Consider the following 15,316-nt stretch of genomic DNA (forward strand, 5'->3'; position numbering starts at 1 on the left):
TCCTGATACCGCGCAGCGCCCAGAACACGTCGGCTGCGCCGTCGAGCGGGAGCAAGCTCCCTCGCCACAGGTGCGTTTTCCACGTCCTACAGGTGGGTTGCGGCTGCTGAACTTGGTGCCTAGAGTGGGTCTGTCGCTGACCGAATTCGGCGATAGGGTTTCGCAGCCCTGACGATACGTGTAGTAACCTAGCGCCCCCTAAAACGGTGGCGGTCGCAACCGCGTCCGAAAACCGCTTGATGGTGGCTGTGTGTGGGAGACCTTAGGGTCTGCCGGGTTCCTCGTATCCTCGGTCTGCGAACCCGCACATAGCTACCACCCTTCGACTCGCAGCGAATGGCAGTAGCTCTTCTCACAGATATGAGGAAGCTTTACTTATGCCAATGGATAAACCGATCGCCAGCTACGCCCAAATGTCCCACCCCGCCTCCGACGTCCCAGTTCTCCACATTGACGCCAATGCCCCACTGAACGATCTTCACGCCTGCCTCGGCGAACGCCTCAATGCCGTCCTCAAATACCTCGACCTCATGGCTTGCATCCGCCTCCCCGACCACGCCGAGCAAGATATAAACACCGTCACCACTATCGCCAGGATCATGGTGCAGGATGTGAGTGATGTGTTTCGGGTGATTGAGCGGCGGGGGTTTGATGTTGTTAGCTAGCGCCAGTAACGTTCGATAGCCCATGGAAAATGGGGTCCGTGGGACAACTTCCCTTCAAACCAATAAAAAAGGAAATGGTTTGATAAGACCCATTTCCTTTTTGCAAAACTGTTAAACCAAATCGCCCGTCAAAAATTCGCCGGCGTATCGGATGCTAAAAGGTGACAGATTCAAAAAAAATCTGTCACCTTTATCCTCACTTAGCAATCTCCACGCCTGTCTCGGCGAACGCTTAAATGCTGTCCTCAAATAGCTCGATATGAGTTCCCAGAGGCAAAGCCGAGCCAGACTCCGGAAATCACGCATTTTTTACAGGCAAAAGCGATGTAAAACTCTTACTTCTATTAGTAGGCAGAAACATAAACTCCTACATTTCACCCTTCATCTTTGAACTGTGCATCCTGCATTATCGCAATAATTATTGGAAACCCTTCCGCGCCTGCAGATTCGTAGAAGTATCGATCATGACTTTTAAAACTATTAAAATAGTCAACTATTTTATCCAAACCTATACTACCTCGATGCTTACCGGCCATATCACCACCTCCCATACGTAAAACATCACTAACTATTGACGACCATCCTCCACTCATACTTTCATTCGACTGATAAGGAATGCCGGCCCCCATAGTCAGAAGTCGATAAAAAAAGAATCCAAAACTATGAGTATGATCCATACTCCACGGACTTAACCGTACCTTGATTTTCGTATTGCTGAGAAGAAGCAAATACTGAAATGCACTCGAACGTCCTTCACTCCAAGCTGGAAACTCTCGACTTGGAGTAGCGCAATCCGTTAACTCCCAAAAAGACGAATGCTTATATTCAAAGCCTCCATCAAAATCGTACAACCACTGCTGTGTTTCGTTGTCTATAGACTCATCTTTTTTAGCTTGAAAAAAGCTTGCACGAGAGGTAATAACTTTCTTATTTTGATCAACAAAAACAGAAAGAAACCCTAAGTCGGCCAACTCACATCGCTCTGTGCGGTTAGAACCTTTACGCAAACTAATATTTCTAGGCCGACGCTCTACGTATGGTCGTTGGTGAGTGTAAACGGCGGCAAACTTGAGAACAAATCGATTCTGTGACGAGTTAAAATTTGTCGCCAGACTAGAATTTAAATAATGAACACCTTTGCCGCTTTCCATTGCAAAGCTTTTCACCAACTTGGGCTCAGCCAGCGAAAAATTACAATTCGCCCACGCTTTACCCGCCTCAGCAATTATACTTCGCTTACAGCAAGAAAGCGCATCAATCAACTCAAGTTCAACTTGTGATTTAGACATATTTATTCCCTATCAAAGTTAAAGACCGTTCAATAACTTCCACTCCATGGTCAACCTAGCGCAGCGATGCTTGCAATCCAGTACACCTGCTAATTTTTCAATTCGCCGCAACTGGAAGCTATTCGGCGATAATGGAGCACCACCAAATGTAGCGTTGAGCCGCGGCAACAACGGAAGTGCAGTCGACAAAAAAACCTGCACTTCTGCGCTTTTTTAATACATTCCTACTCCGACAAAAAATTTCGTGAAACCTTCAAAAATTCGCCGGCGTATTCGCACTAATAATCTCCGCCTCATCCGCCCCGATATTCCGAAACTTATGCGGCAGCGTCGTCGGAAAATAATACCCATCCCCCGCATTCAGCACACTCACCGACCCATCCACCGTCAACTCGACGGTGCCACGGGTGACGAGCCCACACTCCTCACCTTCCGAATGCACGATCGGCTCTTCCCCGGAACTCGCGCCCGGTGCGTATTGCTCGCGCAGCAGGCGCATCTGGCGGCTTGGGACTGAGGCGCCGATCAGCAGCAGGCGCAAGCCGTGGCGGCCGAGGTCGGGCTGTTCGTTGGCGCGGAAGACGTATTGGTGTTCGCGCGGGGGTTGGTCGAAGGTGAAGAAGTCGGCCAGGGACATGGGGATGCCTTCGAGCAGCTTTTTCAGGGAGCTGACGGAGGGGCTGACGCGATTCTGTTCGATCAGGGAGATGGTGGCATTGGTCACGCCGCTACGTCGGGCCAGCTCGCGCTGGGAGAGTTTGTAGCTTTCGCGTACTAGTTTGAGTCGAGAACCCGTATCCATTGACTGCCTTATGTGAGAACGACTTAAGGGTAATGGGGGTGGGTGGCGGGTGGACGCGGGAGGCCGCGTATCACGTTGCTCCCGTGTCCCGGAACCGTGAAAGGCGGCTATTAAATCACGTTTGTTGGTGTTGCTCAGCAGGTTCGATGGGTGGTGGGTGAAATCTGTGTGCTGGTGATAATTCCGGGTTGCATACAACACCTGTGGGAGCTGGCTTGCCAGCGATTGGGCCACGCATTCAACATCACTTTTGGCTGATAAATCGCCATCGCTGGCAAGCCAGCTCCCACAGGGTTTTGTGGTGTGGCTGGTGGGGTGAAAAACCGGCGGCGCCTTTTGGGGCGGCCGCCGGGGAGGTAACTAGATGCCGAAGCGGTCGCGCAACGAGTAGTACACGGCGCCGAGGGCGGTGAGAGGTGCGGAGAAGGTGCGGCCGCCGAGCATTGGCATGTGCGGCAGGGATGCGAAAGCATCGAAGCGTTCGGCATCGCCGCGGAGCATTTCCGAGATCAGTTTGCCGGCCAGGTGCGAGCAGGTGACGCCGTGGCCGCTGTAGCCTTGCATGTAGTAGGCGTTTTTCTCGATGCGGCCGAATTGCGGCATGCGCGACATGGTGAGCAGGAAGTTGCCGGTCCAGCGGTAGTCGATTTTCACGTCTTTGAGCTGCGGAAAGGTCTTGAGGATCTTCGGGCGGATCAGCTGTTCGATGTCGTCCGGTTCGCGCGCGCCGTAGACCACGCCGCCGCCGTACAGCAAGCGGTTGTCGGCGGTGAGGCGGTAGTAATCCAGCAAGTAGTTGCAGTCTTCGACGCAGTAATTGTTGGTGATCAGGCTGCGTGCCTGCTGCTCGGTCAACGGTTCGGTGACGACGATTTGCGAGCCGCACGGCATGCTCTTGGCGGTCACGCGGTTCTCGAGGCCTTGCGGCAGATAGGCATTGCCGGCGATCAGCAGGTACTTGGCGCGCACCAGACCTTTGGCGGTGCGCACGGTGATCGGTTCGCCGTAGCTGATTTCGACCGCTGCCGATTGCTCGTAGATCTTGCCACCGAGACGCACGATGGCAGCGGCTTCACCGAGCGCCAGGTTGAGCGGGTGAACGTGGCCGCCCTGCATGTCCAGCAGACCGCCGACGTAAGCGTCGGAGCCGACTTCGCGGCGAATCTGCGCGGCGTCGAGCATCTTCAGATTATGGTTGCCGTAGCGTTCCCAGCCGCGTTTCTGCTCGGCCAGGCCGTTGAGTTGTTTTTTGTTCATCGCCGCGAAGATGCCGCCCGGGCGGTAGTCGCATTTGATGTCGTAGTCCTTGATGCGCGAACGGATGATGTCGGCGCCTTCGAAGATCATGCTGCCGAGAATCTCGGCAGTCTTGTCGCCGTAGCGCGCTTCGATCACATCGACGTCGCGGCTGTAGGAGTTGACCAGTTGCCCGCCATTGCGACCGCTGGCGCCGTAACCGACTTTCGCCGCTTCCAGCACGGTGACTTTATAGCCAGCCTCGGTGAGGAACAGTGCCGAGGACAAACCGGTATAACCGGCGCCGATGATGCACACATCGCAATCCACCGCTTCTTCCAGCGTCGGAAAATCGATGACTTCATTGCGGGTGGCGGCGTAGTAGCTATTTACGTGTTGTTGTTTCATTTTCATTCTCCGAGGGCCGCCGGTTGATGGCGGCCGCCGCTGTAAAAGAGTTAGAGCTTGATCCAGGTCGCTTTCAGCTCGGTGTACTTGTCGAACGCGTGCAGCGATTTATCGCGACCGTTGCCCGACTGTTTGAAACCACCGAACGGCGCGGTCATGTCGCCGCCGTCGTACTGGTTGACCCACACGCTGCCGGCACGCAGGCCACGGGCGAAGGTGTGGGCCTTGCTCAGGTTGCTGGTCCACACGCCGGCGGCGAGGCCGAAGATGCTGTCGTTGGCGATTTGCAGTGCTTCTTCAACGGTATCGAAGGTGATCAGCGCCAGCACCGGGCCGAAGATTTCTTCCTGGGCGATGGTCATGGCGTTGGTCACGCCGTCGAACAGCGCCGGCTCCACATACAAGCCTCCGGTTTCTTCGAGGGTGCGTTTGCCGCCGGCGATCAGTTCAGCGCCCTGCTCGCGGCCAATGCTGATGTAGCGCAGTACGTTGTCCAGTTGCCGCTGATCCACGACCGCACCGACGGTGGTCGCCGGGTCGAGGGCGTGACCGGGTTTCCACGCTTGCAGCGCTTCCACCAGCAGCGGAATGAATTGCTCGCGAATCGAACGCTCGACCAGCAGACGCGAACCGGCGGTGCAAACTTCACCCTGGTTGAAAGCGATAGCGCTGGCGGCTGCTTGAGCGGCTGCGCGCAAGTCCGGGGCATCGGCGAACACCACGTTCGGGCTCTTGCCGCCGGCTTCGAGCCAGACGCGTTTCATGTTGCTTTGGCCTGCATAAATCATCAGTTGCTTGGCAATCGCCGTGGAGCCGGTGAAGGCCAGCACGTCGACGTCCATGTGCAGCGCCAGCGCTTTGCCGACGGTGTGGCCGAAGCCCGGCAGCACGTTGAACACGCCTTTCGGGATGCCGGCATCCAGCGCCAACTGGGCGATGCGAATCGCGGTCAGCGGGGATTTTTCCGAAGGTTTGAGAATGAACGAGTTGCCGGCCGCCAACGCCGGAGCGAACTTCCAGCTGGCCATGATCAGCGGGAAGTTCCACGGCACGATGGCCGCGACTACGCCCGATGGTTCACGGGTAATCAGGCCGAGTTGATCGTGTGGCGTGGCGGCGACTTCATCGTAGATCTTGTCGATGGCCTCAGCGCTCCAGCGGATCGCGTTGGCGGTCGCCGGGATGTCGATGCTCATCGAATCGCTGATCGGTTTGCCCATGTCGAGGGTTTCGAGCAGCGCCAGTTCTTCCTGGTTCTGCAGGATCAGATCGGCGAAGCGAATCAGGATGCGCTTGCGCTCGGCCGGGGCTTTTTTTGCCCAGATACCGGACTCGAACGATTGGCGTGCAGCTGCGACGGCAAGGTTGGCGTCGGCTTCATCGGTGCTGGCGACGGCGGCGAGAAAACGGCCGTCAACCGGGCTTGTGCATTCGAAGGTATCGCCGCTGATGGCCGGGCGGTATTCACCGTCGATGAAAGCGCGGGCTTCGATGCTCAGGGACTGGAAGCGTTGTTCCCAGTCGGTGCGGGTAGTTGTCATTGTTGTGGCTCGACAAGGGGGATTTGGGGGTGTCTGGGTTATGTATTCGGCTTGAGATTGTTGCCCTCACCCTAGCCCTCTCCCTGAGGGAGAGGGGACCGATTGGGGGATGCTCAAAATCTGCGCCGACCTGAAAAATCTTTGTCGAATCCATAACCGACTGGATCGTTCAGGTCGCTGAATTTCTCAAGACAACTCGTTCAGTCCCCTCTCCCTCCGGGAGAGGGTTAGGGTGGGGGCTCTTGGGCTTTTGAGGGCCCAAACCCATCACACCGTATGCAGATACCAGTTGTACTCAAGGTCAGAAATCGAGTTCTCGAACTCGGCCAGCTCGCTTTCCTTGCACGCGACAAACACGTCGATGTACAGCGGGTCGATGTAGCGGGCCATGACTTCGCTGTCGTCCAGCTCGCGCAATGCGTCGCGCAGGTTGTTCGGCAGGCTCTGTTCGTTCTGCTCGTAGCTGTTGCCTTCAACCGGGGCGCCCGGCTCGATCTGGTTGGTCAGACCGTGGTGAATACCGGCCAGTACCGACGCCATCAACAAGTACGGGTTGGCATCCGCGCCGGCAACCCGGTGCTCGATGCGCACGGCGTCGGCAGAACCGGTCGGCACACGGATCGCCACAGTGCGGTTGTCGATGCCCCAGCACGGCGAGTTCGGCACGTAAAACTGCGCGCCGAAGCGGCGGTATGAGTTGACGTTCGGGCACAGGAAAGCCATCTGCGCAGGCAGGGTCTCGAGCACACCGCCGATCGCGTGACGCAGTGCGGCGTTCTGCTCGGGCTCCTCACTGGCGAAGATGTTGTTGCCTTCTTTATCCAGAATCGAAATGTGCACGTGCAGACCGTTACCCGCCTGGCCCGGATACGGCTTGGCCATGAAGGTGGTGTCCATCTCGTGGTCGTAGGCGATGTTCTTCACCAGACGCTTGAGCAGCACTGCGTAATCGCAGGCTTTTATAGGGTCGGAAACGTGGTGCAGGTTGACTTCGAACTGCGCCGGGGCGCTTTCCTTGACGATGGCGTCGGCGGGGATGCCCTGCTCTTTCGCGCCTTCGAGGATGTCTTGCAGGCAGTCGACGTATTCGTCGAGGTCATCGATCAGATACACCTGCGTCGACACCGGACGCTTGCCGGAAACCGGCGAACGTGGCGACTGCGGACGGCCGTTCACGTTGTCCTGGTCGATCAGGTAGAACTCCAGTTCAAACGCCGCGCAAATGGTCAGACCGAGGTCGTCGAATTTGCGCACCACGTTGGCCAACACTTCACGCGGGTCAGCGAAGAACGGCTGGCCTTCGATTTCGTGCATGGTCATCAGCAATTGCGCGGTCGGGCGTTTCTGCCACGGCTCGATGCTGAGGGTGCCGGGAATCGGGTAACAGATGCGGTCGGCGTCGCCGATGTCCAGACCCAGACCGGTGCTTTCCACCGTGGAGCCGTTGATATCGAGGGCGAAGAGCGAGGCCGGCAGGTTGATGCCTTTCTCGTAAACCTTATGAAGACTGGTGCGTTCGATGCGCTTGCCGCGCACCACACCGTTCATATCCGCAATCAGAAGGTCGACGTACAAAACCTCAGGATATTTCTTAAGGAATGCGTTTGCTTCGTTGAGTTGAACGGTACGCAGAGGGACCGACATGATGCACCTATTTAGCTGTTAATTATTATGTTCACTGCTGTTTCGCCGAGCCAGTCAATCCGAAAGGCAAAGTGAAGTCAATAGCGAACACCTGGCCGCTCAGCGTTTATTTTCAGGGGCTTTCGGGGCACCGTCCTGCCAAATATGGCGGCAAACCCCCGAGGATCATGAAGATTTGATGAACGGCGTTTAGAATTTTTTACATGGCGGTTGTTAATTAAAATCAACGAGGCTAAGCTCCGGAAAAGCTCGTTCAAGTGTCAAACTTCGAGGTGAATAAAAATGGCATTCAAGCCATTGATCGGCGTTACTGCGTGCGTCAAACAAATTGGCCTGCACCCCTACCACGTCAGCGGCGACAAGTATTTGCGTGCTGTCAGCGTCGCGGCTTTGGGGTTGCCAGTGGTCATTCCTTCTCTTGGCAATCAGACTGAAATCGATGACCTGCTCGGTCAGCTCGACGGTCTGTTGCTGACCGGCTCGCCTTCCAATGTGGAACCTTTCCACTATCAAGGCCCGGCCAGCGCTCCCGGCACGGATCACGATCCGGCGCGAGATGCCACGACCCTTCCTTTATTACGTGCAGCGATTGCGGCGGGCGTTCCGGTGCTGGGTATTTGCCGCGGCTTTCAGGAAATGAACGTGGCGTTCGGCGGCAGCCTGCATCAGAAGGTGCATGAGTTGCCGGGCATGCTCGATCACCGCGAGGCCGACAGCCCGGATGTCGCCGTGCAGTACGCCCCGGCGCATGCCGTGACGGTTCTGGCCGGTGGCGTGTTCGCGGCGCTTGAGTTGCCTAGAGAATTTCAGGTCAATTCGATTCACAGCCAGGGCATCGACCGCCTCGCCCCCGGCCTGCGTGCGGAAGCCGTGGCGCCGGACGGCTTGATCGAGGCGATCTCGGTCGAGCACAGCCCGACCTTCGCCGTCGGTGTGCAATGGCACCCGGAATGGCAAGTGCTGGACAACCCGAACTACCTGAAGATTTTCCAGGCGTTCGGCGCGGCCTGCCGGCAACGCGCGGTGCAGCGTAACCAGCGCTGACCATCCCGAATTCTGAAAAACCTTTTACTGCCCCCGTGGGCCGGCAGTTGCGCGTCTGCGCATCGGTCACCCGCGATCAGCAACACACCGCGAAAACAAAAAGCACCACCCGGCAGCCAGGACGGCGGCGCCGAACAACCCGCACGGTGCGGGTCTGCAATCCACTCTTAAGCCAGGCCACGTTGGCCCGGCGACTGAAACCTGTTGGGAGTTTCACATGGCAAACGCCTCCAGCACATACAGGAAGGCTCTTGAAGGTCAGCAGCAACCGAAAAAGGTGTTGTTGAAAGTCGATCGAGTCACCAAGAAATTCGACGAAACCATCGCAGTGGACGACGTGTCCCTGGAGATCAAGCAAGGCGAAATCTTCGCCCTGCTCGGCGGCTCCGGTTCGGGCAAATCGACCCTGCTGCGCATGCTCGCCGGTTTCGAGCGTCCGACTGACGGACGCATCTTCCTCGACGGCGTGGACATCACCGACATGCCGCCGTACGAGCGGCCGATCAACATGATGTTCCAGTCCTACGCCTTGTTCCCGCACATGACCGTGGCGCAGAACATTGCCTTCGGCCTCAAGCAGGACCGTTTGCCCGCCAGTGAAATCGACGCGCGCGTTGAAGAGATGCTGCGTCTGGTGCACATGACTCAGTACGCCAAACGCCGTCCGCATCAACTGTCCGGCGGTCAGCGCCAGCGCGTGGCCCTCGCCCGCTCACTGGCCAAGCGCCCGAAGCTGTTGCTGCTCGACGAACCGATGGGCGCGCTGGATAAAAAACTGCGTTCGCAGATGCAGCTGGAACTGGTGGAAATCATCGAACGCGTCGGCGTGACCTGCGTAATGGTGACCCACGACCAGGAAGAAGCCATGACCATGGCCGAGCGCATCGCGATCATGCACCTCGGCTGGATCGCGCAGATCGGCAGCCCGGTCGACATCTATGAAGCACCAGTCAGCCGCATGGTCTGCGAATTCATCGGCAACGTGAACGCCTTCGACGGCACCGTGGTCGAGGACCTTGAAGGCCACGCGATTATTCACTGCCCTGATTTACAGCAAAAGATCTACGTCGGTCATGGCGTCAGCACCTCGGTGCAGGACAAGTCGATCACCTACGCGATCCGCCCGGAAAAAATGCTCGTCAGCACCACCCAACCCGAGGCCCGTTACAACTGGTCCGAAGGCAAAGTGCATGACATCGCCTACCTCGGCGGCCACTCGGTGTTTTACGTGCAATTGCCGAGCGGCAAAATCGTCCAGTCGTTCATGGCCAACGCCGAACGCCGTGGCGCGCGGCCGACCTGGGACGATCAGGTTTACGTCTGGTGGGAAGATGACAGCGGCGTGGTACTGCGCTCATGAGAACCTTCAATCAGCAATTCCTGCGCCTGGTGCCCAGTGGGCGAAAACTGGTGATCGGCATTCCGTTCATCTGGCTGTTCCTGTTCTTCATGCTGCCGTTCTTTCTGGTGATGAAGATCAGCTTCTCGGAAGCCGCGTTGTCGATCCCGCCCTACTCGGAGATCTACACCTTCGCCGAGCAGAAATTCCAGCTGCTGCTGAACATCGGCAACTACACGATGCTTGGCGAGGATGAACTGTACCTCTCGGCGTACCTGGGTTCGCTAAAGGTCGCGGCGCTGAGCACGATGATGTGTCTGGTGCTCGGTTTTCCGATGGCTTACGCGATCACCAAGGCCAACAAGGAAACGCAAAACGTCCTGCTGCTGTTGATCATGATGCCGACCTGGACTGCGATCCTGATCCGCGTTTACGCGTGGATGGGCATCCTCAGCAACAACGGATTGCTCAACGGCTTTTTGATGTGGACCGGGCTGACCGATCACCCGATCGAGATCCTCAACACCAACACGGCCGTCTATATAGGTGTCGTGTATGCCTATCTGCCGTTCATGGTATTGCCGCTGTATGCCAACCTGGTGAAACACGATGGCAGCCTGCTGGAAGCCGCGCAGGATCTGGGTTCGAGCAACTTCAACAACTTCTGGAAAATCACCGTGCCGCTGGCCAAGAACGGGATCATCGCTGGTTGCATGCTGGTGTTCATTCCGGTGGTAGGCGAGTTTGTGATTCCGGAACTGCTGGGTGGCCCGGAGACGCTGATGATCGGGCGTGTGCTGTGGCAAGAGTTCTTCAATAACCGCGACTGGCCGGTGGCGTCCGCGCTGGCGGTGGTGATGCTGTTGATCCTGATTGTGCCGATTCTGCTGTTCAACCGCAGCCAGGCCAAAGAGATGGAGGCACGGGGATGAAACGCTTCGGTTTTTCCAAGTTCATGTTGATCTTCGGTTTGATGTTTATTTATCTGCCGATGCTGATTCTGGTGATCTACTCGTTCAACGCATCCAAACTGGTGACGGTGTGGGGCGGCTGGTCGCTGAAGTGGTACGTCGGCTTGCTCGACAACACGCAACTGATGGGCTCGGTGGTGCGCTCGCTGGAAATCGCCTGCTACACCGCGATTGCCGCAGTGGCGTTGGGCACTCTCGCCGCATTCGTGCTGACTCGCGTCACGCGCTTCAAGGGTCGCACGCTGTTCGGTGGCCTGGTCACCGCGCCGCTGGTGATGCCTGAGGTGATTACCGGTCTGTCGCTGCTGCTGCTGTTTGTGGCGATGGCGCAGTTGATCGGCTGGCCGCAGGAGCGTGGCATCGTCACGATCTGGATCGCTCACACCACGTTCTGCGCGGCTTATGTGGCGGTGGTCGTCTCCGCCCGTTTGCGTGAACTGGATCTGTCGATCGAAGAAGCCGCGATGGATCTCGGGGCGAAGCCGTTCAAGGTGTTTTTCCTGATCACCATTCCGATGATCGCGCCGTCGCTGGCGGCGGGCGGGATGATGTCGTTTGCCTTGTCGCTGGATGATCTGGTGTTGGCGAGCTTCGTCTCCGGACCGGGGTCGACGACCTTGCCGATGGAAGTGTTCTCGGCGGTGCGTCTGGGTGTGAAGCCTGAGATCAACGCGGTGGCCAGTTTGATTCTGCTGGCGGTGTCGCTGGTGACCTTCCTGGTCTGGTACTTCGGCCGCAAGGCAGAAGCCAACCGCAAACGCGCGATACAGGAAGCGATGGATCAGACGGCGAACGAGTCGTGGCAACAGCCGCAACGTGCCGCCACCGCTTAAGTAATGGCGACTGGAACTGTGGCGAGGGAGCTTGCTCCCGCTTGAGTGCGCAGCGCTCACAAGCTTTTGGGGCCGCTGCGCAGCCCAGCGGGAGCAAGCTCCCTCGCCACAGAAGCCCCCTCGCCACAGGTTTCCATGTGCATTACGTGTTGTGTTTTTGAATAAAAAGAATGGAGTTGTACCGATGAAAATGTTTGGCAGGACTCTGCTCACACTGTCCTTAGTGGGCGCAATCGCCACGGGCGTCCAGGCCAACGACAAGGTGCTGCGCGTTTACAACTGGTCGGACTACATCGCCCCGGACACCGTCAAGAAGTTCGAAGACGAGACCGGGATTCGTGTGACCTACGACGTGTTCGACAGCAACGAAACCCTGGAAGCACGTCTGCTGGCGGGCAAATCCGGCTATGACCTGGTGGTGCCGTCCAACAGTTTTCTGGCCAAGCAGATCAAGGCCGGGGTCTATCAGACGCTGGACAAATCCAAACTGTCGAACTGGAAGAATCTCAACCCGGTGCTACTGAAAAACGCTGCCGCCAGTGACCCGGACAACGCCCACGCGTTCCCGTACATGTGGGGCTCGATCGGCATCGGCTTCAACCCGGCAAAGGTCAAGGAAGTGCTCGGCGCCAATGCCCCGACCAACTCCTGGGACCTGCTGTTCAAACCGGAGAACGCCGAGAAGCTTAAAGCCTGTGGCATCAGTTTCCTCGATTCGCCGACCGAAATGATCCCGGCCGCCCTGCACTATCTGGGTTACCCGGTGAACGACAAGGACACCGCGCACATCAAGGAAGCCGAAGCGCTGTTCATGAAGATCCGCCCGAACGTGGCGTATTTCCATTCCTCGAAGTACATCTCCGATCTGGCCAACGGCAACATCTGCGTAGCCGTCGGTTACTCCGGTGACGTATTGCAAGCCAAGGCACGCGCAGTCGAATCGGGGAATAACGTAAAGATTGATTACAGCATTCCCAAAGAAGGCGCCGGCAGTTTCTACGACATGGTCGCCATCCCGCGCGATGCGGCGAATGTCGACAACGCCTACCTGTTCATGGACTTCCTGATGCGCCCGGACATCATCGCCGAGATCACCAACAGCAACGGCTACAGCAACGCCAATTCGGCCGCGACACCGCTGGTAGACGAAGCGATCCGCAATGACCCGGGTTCGTACCCGTCGCAAGCGGTGATGGCGACGTTGTATGCGGTGCCGGATCAACCGATTGCCACGCAGCGGATCATGACGCGTGGCTGGACCCGGGTGAAGTTAGGCAAATAACTCAAACCCCTGTAGGAGCTGTGATACGACTCAGGAATGATGGTTTTCCGTTCACGCAGCGCCTTACCACCGCTGCACCCTGCATATGAACGGCCTCACCTGGCTCCCTCGGCTCAGGTGAATTCAGGCGCCCTCGGGCGCCTTTTTTTGTGGCGTCAGATCAGCGGCCAATCCGCCAGTGTGCGATAGCGGCCCTTGTGCGATTCGAACAGGGCAAAGCGTTCAGCGCGCAGAAAAAACTCCGGCGGCGTGGCAGATTCCGGCTCTTGCGCGCGAAAGTCGCGAGCCAGCGTCAGATGCGGGCGATACTCGCGATTCGCCTCTTCAAAACCGAACGGCAACATCGCCTGCTCCAGTGCATACACCAAACGCAGCAACCCCGGCGGTGCCTGTTCGGGCGCCAGCGCCAACACGCCCGCGCGGAGCCAGACCTGCAAGCGATCCAGCGAAATCTTCAGCGCTTCGCCCGGCGTACTCACCTTGGATGCAGCGTCGCAAACGCCGGTAATCTGCGCCAATGGCACGTCACCGAGAAACAGCAACGTCAGATGAAAGTTATCCGCTGGCACTGGTTTGCCGGTGCGCAGGCCCAACTCGCTACGCCACTGCGCAATGGCTTTGCGCTGCGCTGGCGGACAGTCCAATGCAAAAAACAGCCTTTTCCCTGTGTCATCGGTCATGGCGCTCTCTCCTTCACTCGTCATGTCTGGCGAATTCTACACGGCCATTTCTGGCGACCCCTGACACGAGGGTTATAGTTGATGGATTGCCAAACAACCGGAGGCCGTGATGCGCGAGATCCTCAGCAAAGAACCGTGGTGGGCGCGACCGCCGAATCCCGGACAGGATGAAAAGGAGCTGGAGTGGGGCTGGCTGGTGCATTACAGCGAGGGCGAACCGCGTTTCGAATTCGTGCAGGAGCGGCCGACGGACGAAGAAATCCGCCAGCGTAAAAGCTGCCGGATCACCCCGTCGGCAGAGTGAACACAAAACCTGTAGGAGCCAGCCTGCTGGCGATGGCGGTGGGTCAGTCGATGAAGATGTTGCGGGTTTAGGGATCGATCTGCTGGGTAGTCGTCTCCGGCGGCCGCCATTCGACACGATTGCTGCCCAGCCCGACCGACGGCTCATCCCTCCCGCCAAGATTGCCTTCCACCTGCCCGGCGATGTGCAGCGTGCCGGCCATGACACCGGTGGTCGGGTTCTGCACCAGTTTCAACCAGGCCTTGTCGAAGGTGTTGCCCAGGCTGCTGCGGATCAACGCTTCGCTGTCCGGGCGATCGCTGGCCTGGATGATCGCTCGGATGCCGATCACCCCGACCGAGATCAGCGCTCCGGCGAGTTTCCCCGCTGCTGCCGCCACCGCACTGGCGGCGCCGCGCGGGGCCATCTCGGCCTCGATGCGCTTGCTTGCGCGTTTGGCCACCGGGGCCATCGCAGATTCAGTCGAGCCAACGCCTTTGGAGCCGCCGTCGGTGTGAATCTTGTCGATCAGCGCGGCGTAGGCCGGCAGGGTGTTCAGCGGTTCAGTGCTGACAATCTGGTACAGCGAGGCATTGCGCGCAGCAGGCGGCCCCAGCGCGATGGCCGGGACTTTCTGTAAGCGTCCATTGAGTTGCGCGACCGGCACACGGTGACGCTGGGCGATGAGCGGCATCTGCTGCGCCATCAACTGCGCGTAATAACCCGTCGCCTGGCTGAGGATTGCATCCGGATCGATCTCCACCGCCACTGGCGCCAAGACCTTTTCCTGATACTTCTCAAGCAGATAGGCGGCCAGTCGCTTCTCCGAGGCATCTTGCTCGCCGCTGGCGCTGATGGTGTACCAGCTGACTTTCACCGACAGCCATTCCTGGGTCCAGTAGCTGCTGAACCACGGGATGAAATTTTCTTCAGTTTGCTGATAGACCCGAGTGCGCCAATGTTCCATCGAACCACGGGCAAACAGCTTGACCTGCTCGGTAGCTTGCTGGGAGGAGCTGACGATTTCGCGGTCGATCTGTTGCCACGTCGCAGGCGAAACCAGCACCGCTGGCGCAGTCACCGGGGCCCGCGTGGTGGTCGCGCAGCCAGCCAGCAAAAACATTGCGGCGACGATCAGCGCACGCAGGTTCACGGTGGCGGTGTCCTTTAGTGGCTCGGGTTTGGAGGTGATGATTTGAGTATAGGTGGGTCAGTTCAGAGTGGTGCCGGATGTGCGGGCCTCATCGCTGGCAAGCCAGCTCCCACAGGTTTCAGTGGTGTTGCCGAATTATGGGTTCA

Annotated in this window: 14 protein-coding genes; 7 read left to right on the forward strand and 7 right to left on the reverse strand. The window is 58.0% G+C overall.

The window, feature by feature from the left end:
* Positions 1-377 precede the first annotated feature (377 nt).
* On the forward strand, positions 378-665 hold the full coding sequence (locus ACOI8A_RS02505; protein WP_420649446.1) for a fructose-bisphosphate aldolase: 288 nt from the start codon (positions 378-380) through the stop codon (positions 663-665).
* Between the two features lie 374 nt (positions 666-1,039).
* On the opposite strand, the gene ACOI8A_RS02510 is transcribed toward ACOI8A_RS02505, so the two are convergent.
* The 5 genes from ACOI8A_RS02510 to ACOI8A_RS02530 form a co-directional block, all read right to left on the reverse strand.
* On the reverse strand, positions 1,040-1,954 hold the full coding sequence (locus tag ACOI8A_RS02510; RefSeq protein WP_420649447.1) for a hypothetical protein: 915 nt from the start codon (positions 1,952-1,954) through the stop codon (positions 1,040-1,042).
* 253 nt (positions 1,955-2,207) lie between these two features.
* Positions 2,208-2,756 (reverse strand): cupin domain-containing protein, encoded by a 549-nt coding sequence (locus tag ACOI8A_RS02515; RefSeq protein ID WP_042558757.1) that lies wholly within the window; start codon positions 2,754-2,756, stop codon positions 2,208-2,210.
* Positions 2,757-3,116: 360 nt separating this feature from the next.
* Positions 3,117-4,400, reverse strand: a complete 1,284-nt coding sequence (locus ACOI8A_RS02520; protein ID WP_420649448.1) for an NAD(P)/FAD-dependent oxidoreductase — start codon at positions 4,398-4,400, stop codon at positions 3,117-3,119.
* A 50-nt stretch (positions 4,401-4,450) separates the two neighbouring features.
* The gene (locus ACOI8A_RS02525) at positions 4,451-5,941 is read right to left on the reverse strand and encodes an aldehyde dehydrogenase (protein WP_420649449.1); all 1,491 of its coding nucleotides are present in this window, start codon (positions 5,939-5,941) and stop codon (positions 4,451-4,453) included.
* Between the two features lie 267 nt (positions 5,942-6,208).
* Positions 6,209-7,585: a glutamine synthetase family protein gene (locus ACOI8A_RS02530; RefSeq protein ID WP_420649450.1), complete on the reverse strand. Its 1,377-nt coding sequence runs from the start codon at positions 7,583-7,585 to the stop codon at positions 6,209-6,211.
* Positions 7,586-7,867: 282 nt separating this feature from the next.
* On the opposite strand from ACOI8A_RS02530, the gene ACOI8A_RS02535 reads away from it, so the two are divergent.
* The 5 genes from ACOI8A_RS02535 (at position 7,868) to ACOI8A_RS02555 (ending at position 13,054) form a co-directional block, all read left to right on the forward strand.
* Positions 7,868-8,629, forward strand: a complete 762-nt coding sequence (locus ACOI8A_RS02535) for a gamma-glutamyl-gamma-aminobutyrate hydrolase family protein (RefSeq protein ID WP_420649451.1) — start codon at positions 7,868-7,870, stop codon at positions 8,627-8,629.
* A 217-nt stretch (positions 8,630-8,846) separates the two neighbouring features.
* Positions 8,847-9,989 (forward strand): polyamine ABC transporter ATP-binding protein, encoded by a 1,143-nt coding sequence (gene potA / locus ACOI8A_RS02540; RefSeq protein WP_420649452.1) that lies wholly within the window; start codon positions 8,847-8,849, stop codon positions 9,987-9,989.
* Positions 9,986-10,900, forward strand: coding sequence for an ABC transporter permease subunit (locus ACOI8A_RS02545; RefSeq protein WP_420649453.1), 915 nt, complete (start codon positions 9,986-9,988; stop codon positions 10,898-10,900). The genes potA and ACOI8A_RS02545 overlap by 4 nt, the downstream gene beginning before the upstream one ends.
* Positions 10,897-11,772: an ABC transporter permease subunit gene (locus tag ACOI8A_RS02550; RefSeq protein WP_420649454.1), complete on the forward strand. Its 876-nt coding sequence runs from the start codon at positions 10,897-10,899 to the stop codon at positions 11,770-11,772. The genes ACOI8A_RS02545 and ACOI8A_RS02550 overlap by 4 nt, the downstream gene beginning before the upstream one ends.
* A 184-nt stretch (positions 11,773-11,956) precedes the next feature.
* Positions 11,957-13,054, forward strand: coding sequence for a polyamine ABC transporter substrate-binding protein (locus ACOI8A_RS02555; RefSeq protein WP_420649455.1), 1,098 nt, complete (start codon positions 11,957-11,959; stop codon positions 13,052-13,054).
* Positions 13,055-13,209: 155 nt separating this feature from the next.
* Here the strand turns inward: ACOI8A_RS02555 and thpR are convergent, their stop codons facing one another.
* A complete protein-coding gene (thpR, locus tag ACOI8A_RS02560; protein ID WP_420649456.1) occupies positions 13,210-13,734 on the reverse strand; it encodes an RNA 2',3'-cyclic phosphodiesterase in 525 nt (174 codons plus the stop codon).
* A gap of 109 nt (positions 13,735-13,843) precedes the next feature.
* Here thpR and ACOI8A_RS02565 point away from each other — a divergent pair, with 109 nt between their 5' ends.
* Positions 13,844-14,038, forward strand: coding sequence for a hypothetical protein (locus ACOI8A_RS02565; protein WP_420649457.1), 195 nt, complete (start codon positions 13,844-13,846; stop codon positions 14,036-14,038).
* A 67-nt stretch (positions 14,039-14,105) separates the two neighbouring features.
* On the opposite strand, the gene ACOI8A_RS02570 is transcribed toward ACOI8A_RS02565, so the two are convergent.
* Positions 14,106-15,170 (reverse strand): hypothetical protein, encoded by a 1,065-nt coding sequence (locus ACOI8A_RS02570; protein WP_420649458.1) that lies wholly within the window; start codon positions 15,168-15,170, stop codon positions 14,106-14,108.
* Positions 15,171-15,316: the final 146 nt, after the last annotated feature.

Source organism: Pseudomonas sp. P4795, from assembly GCF_048822895.1.
GTDB lineage: Bacteria > Pseudomonadota > Gammaproteobacteria > Pseudomonadales > Pseudomonadaceae > Aquipseudomonas.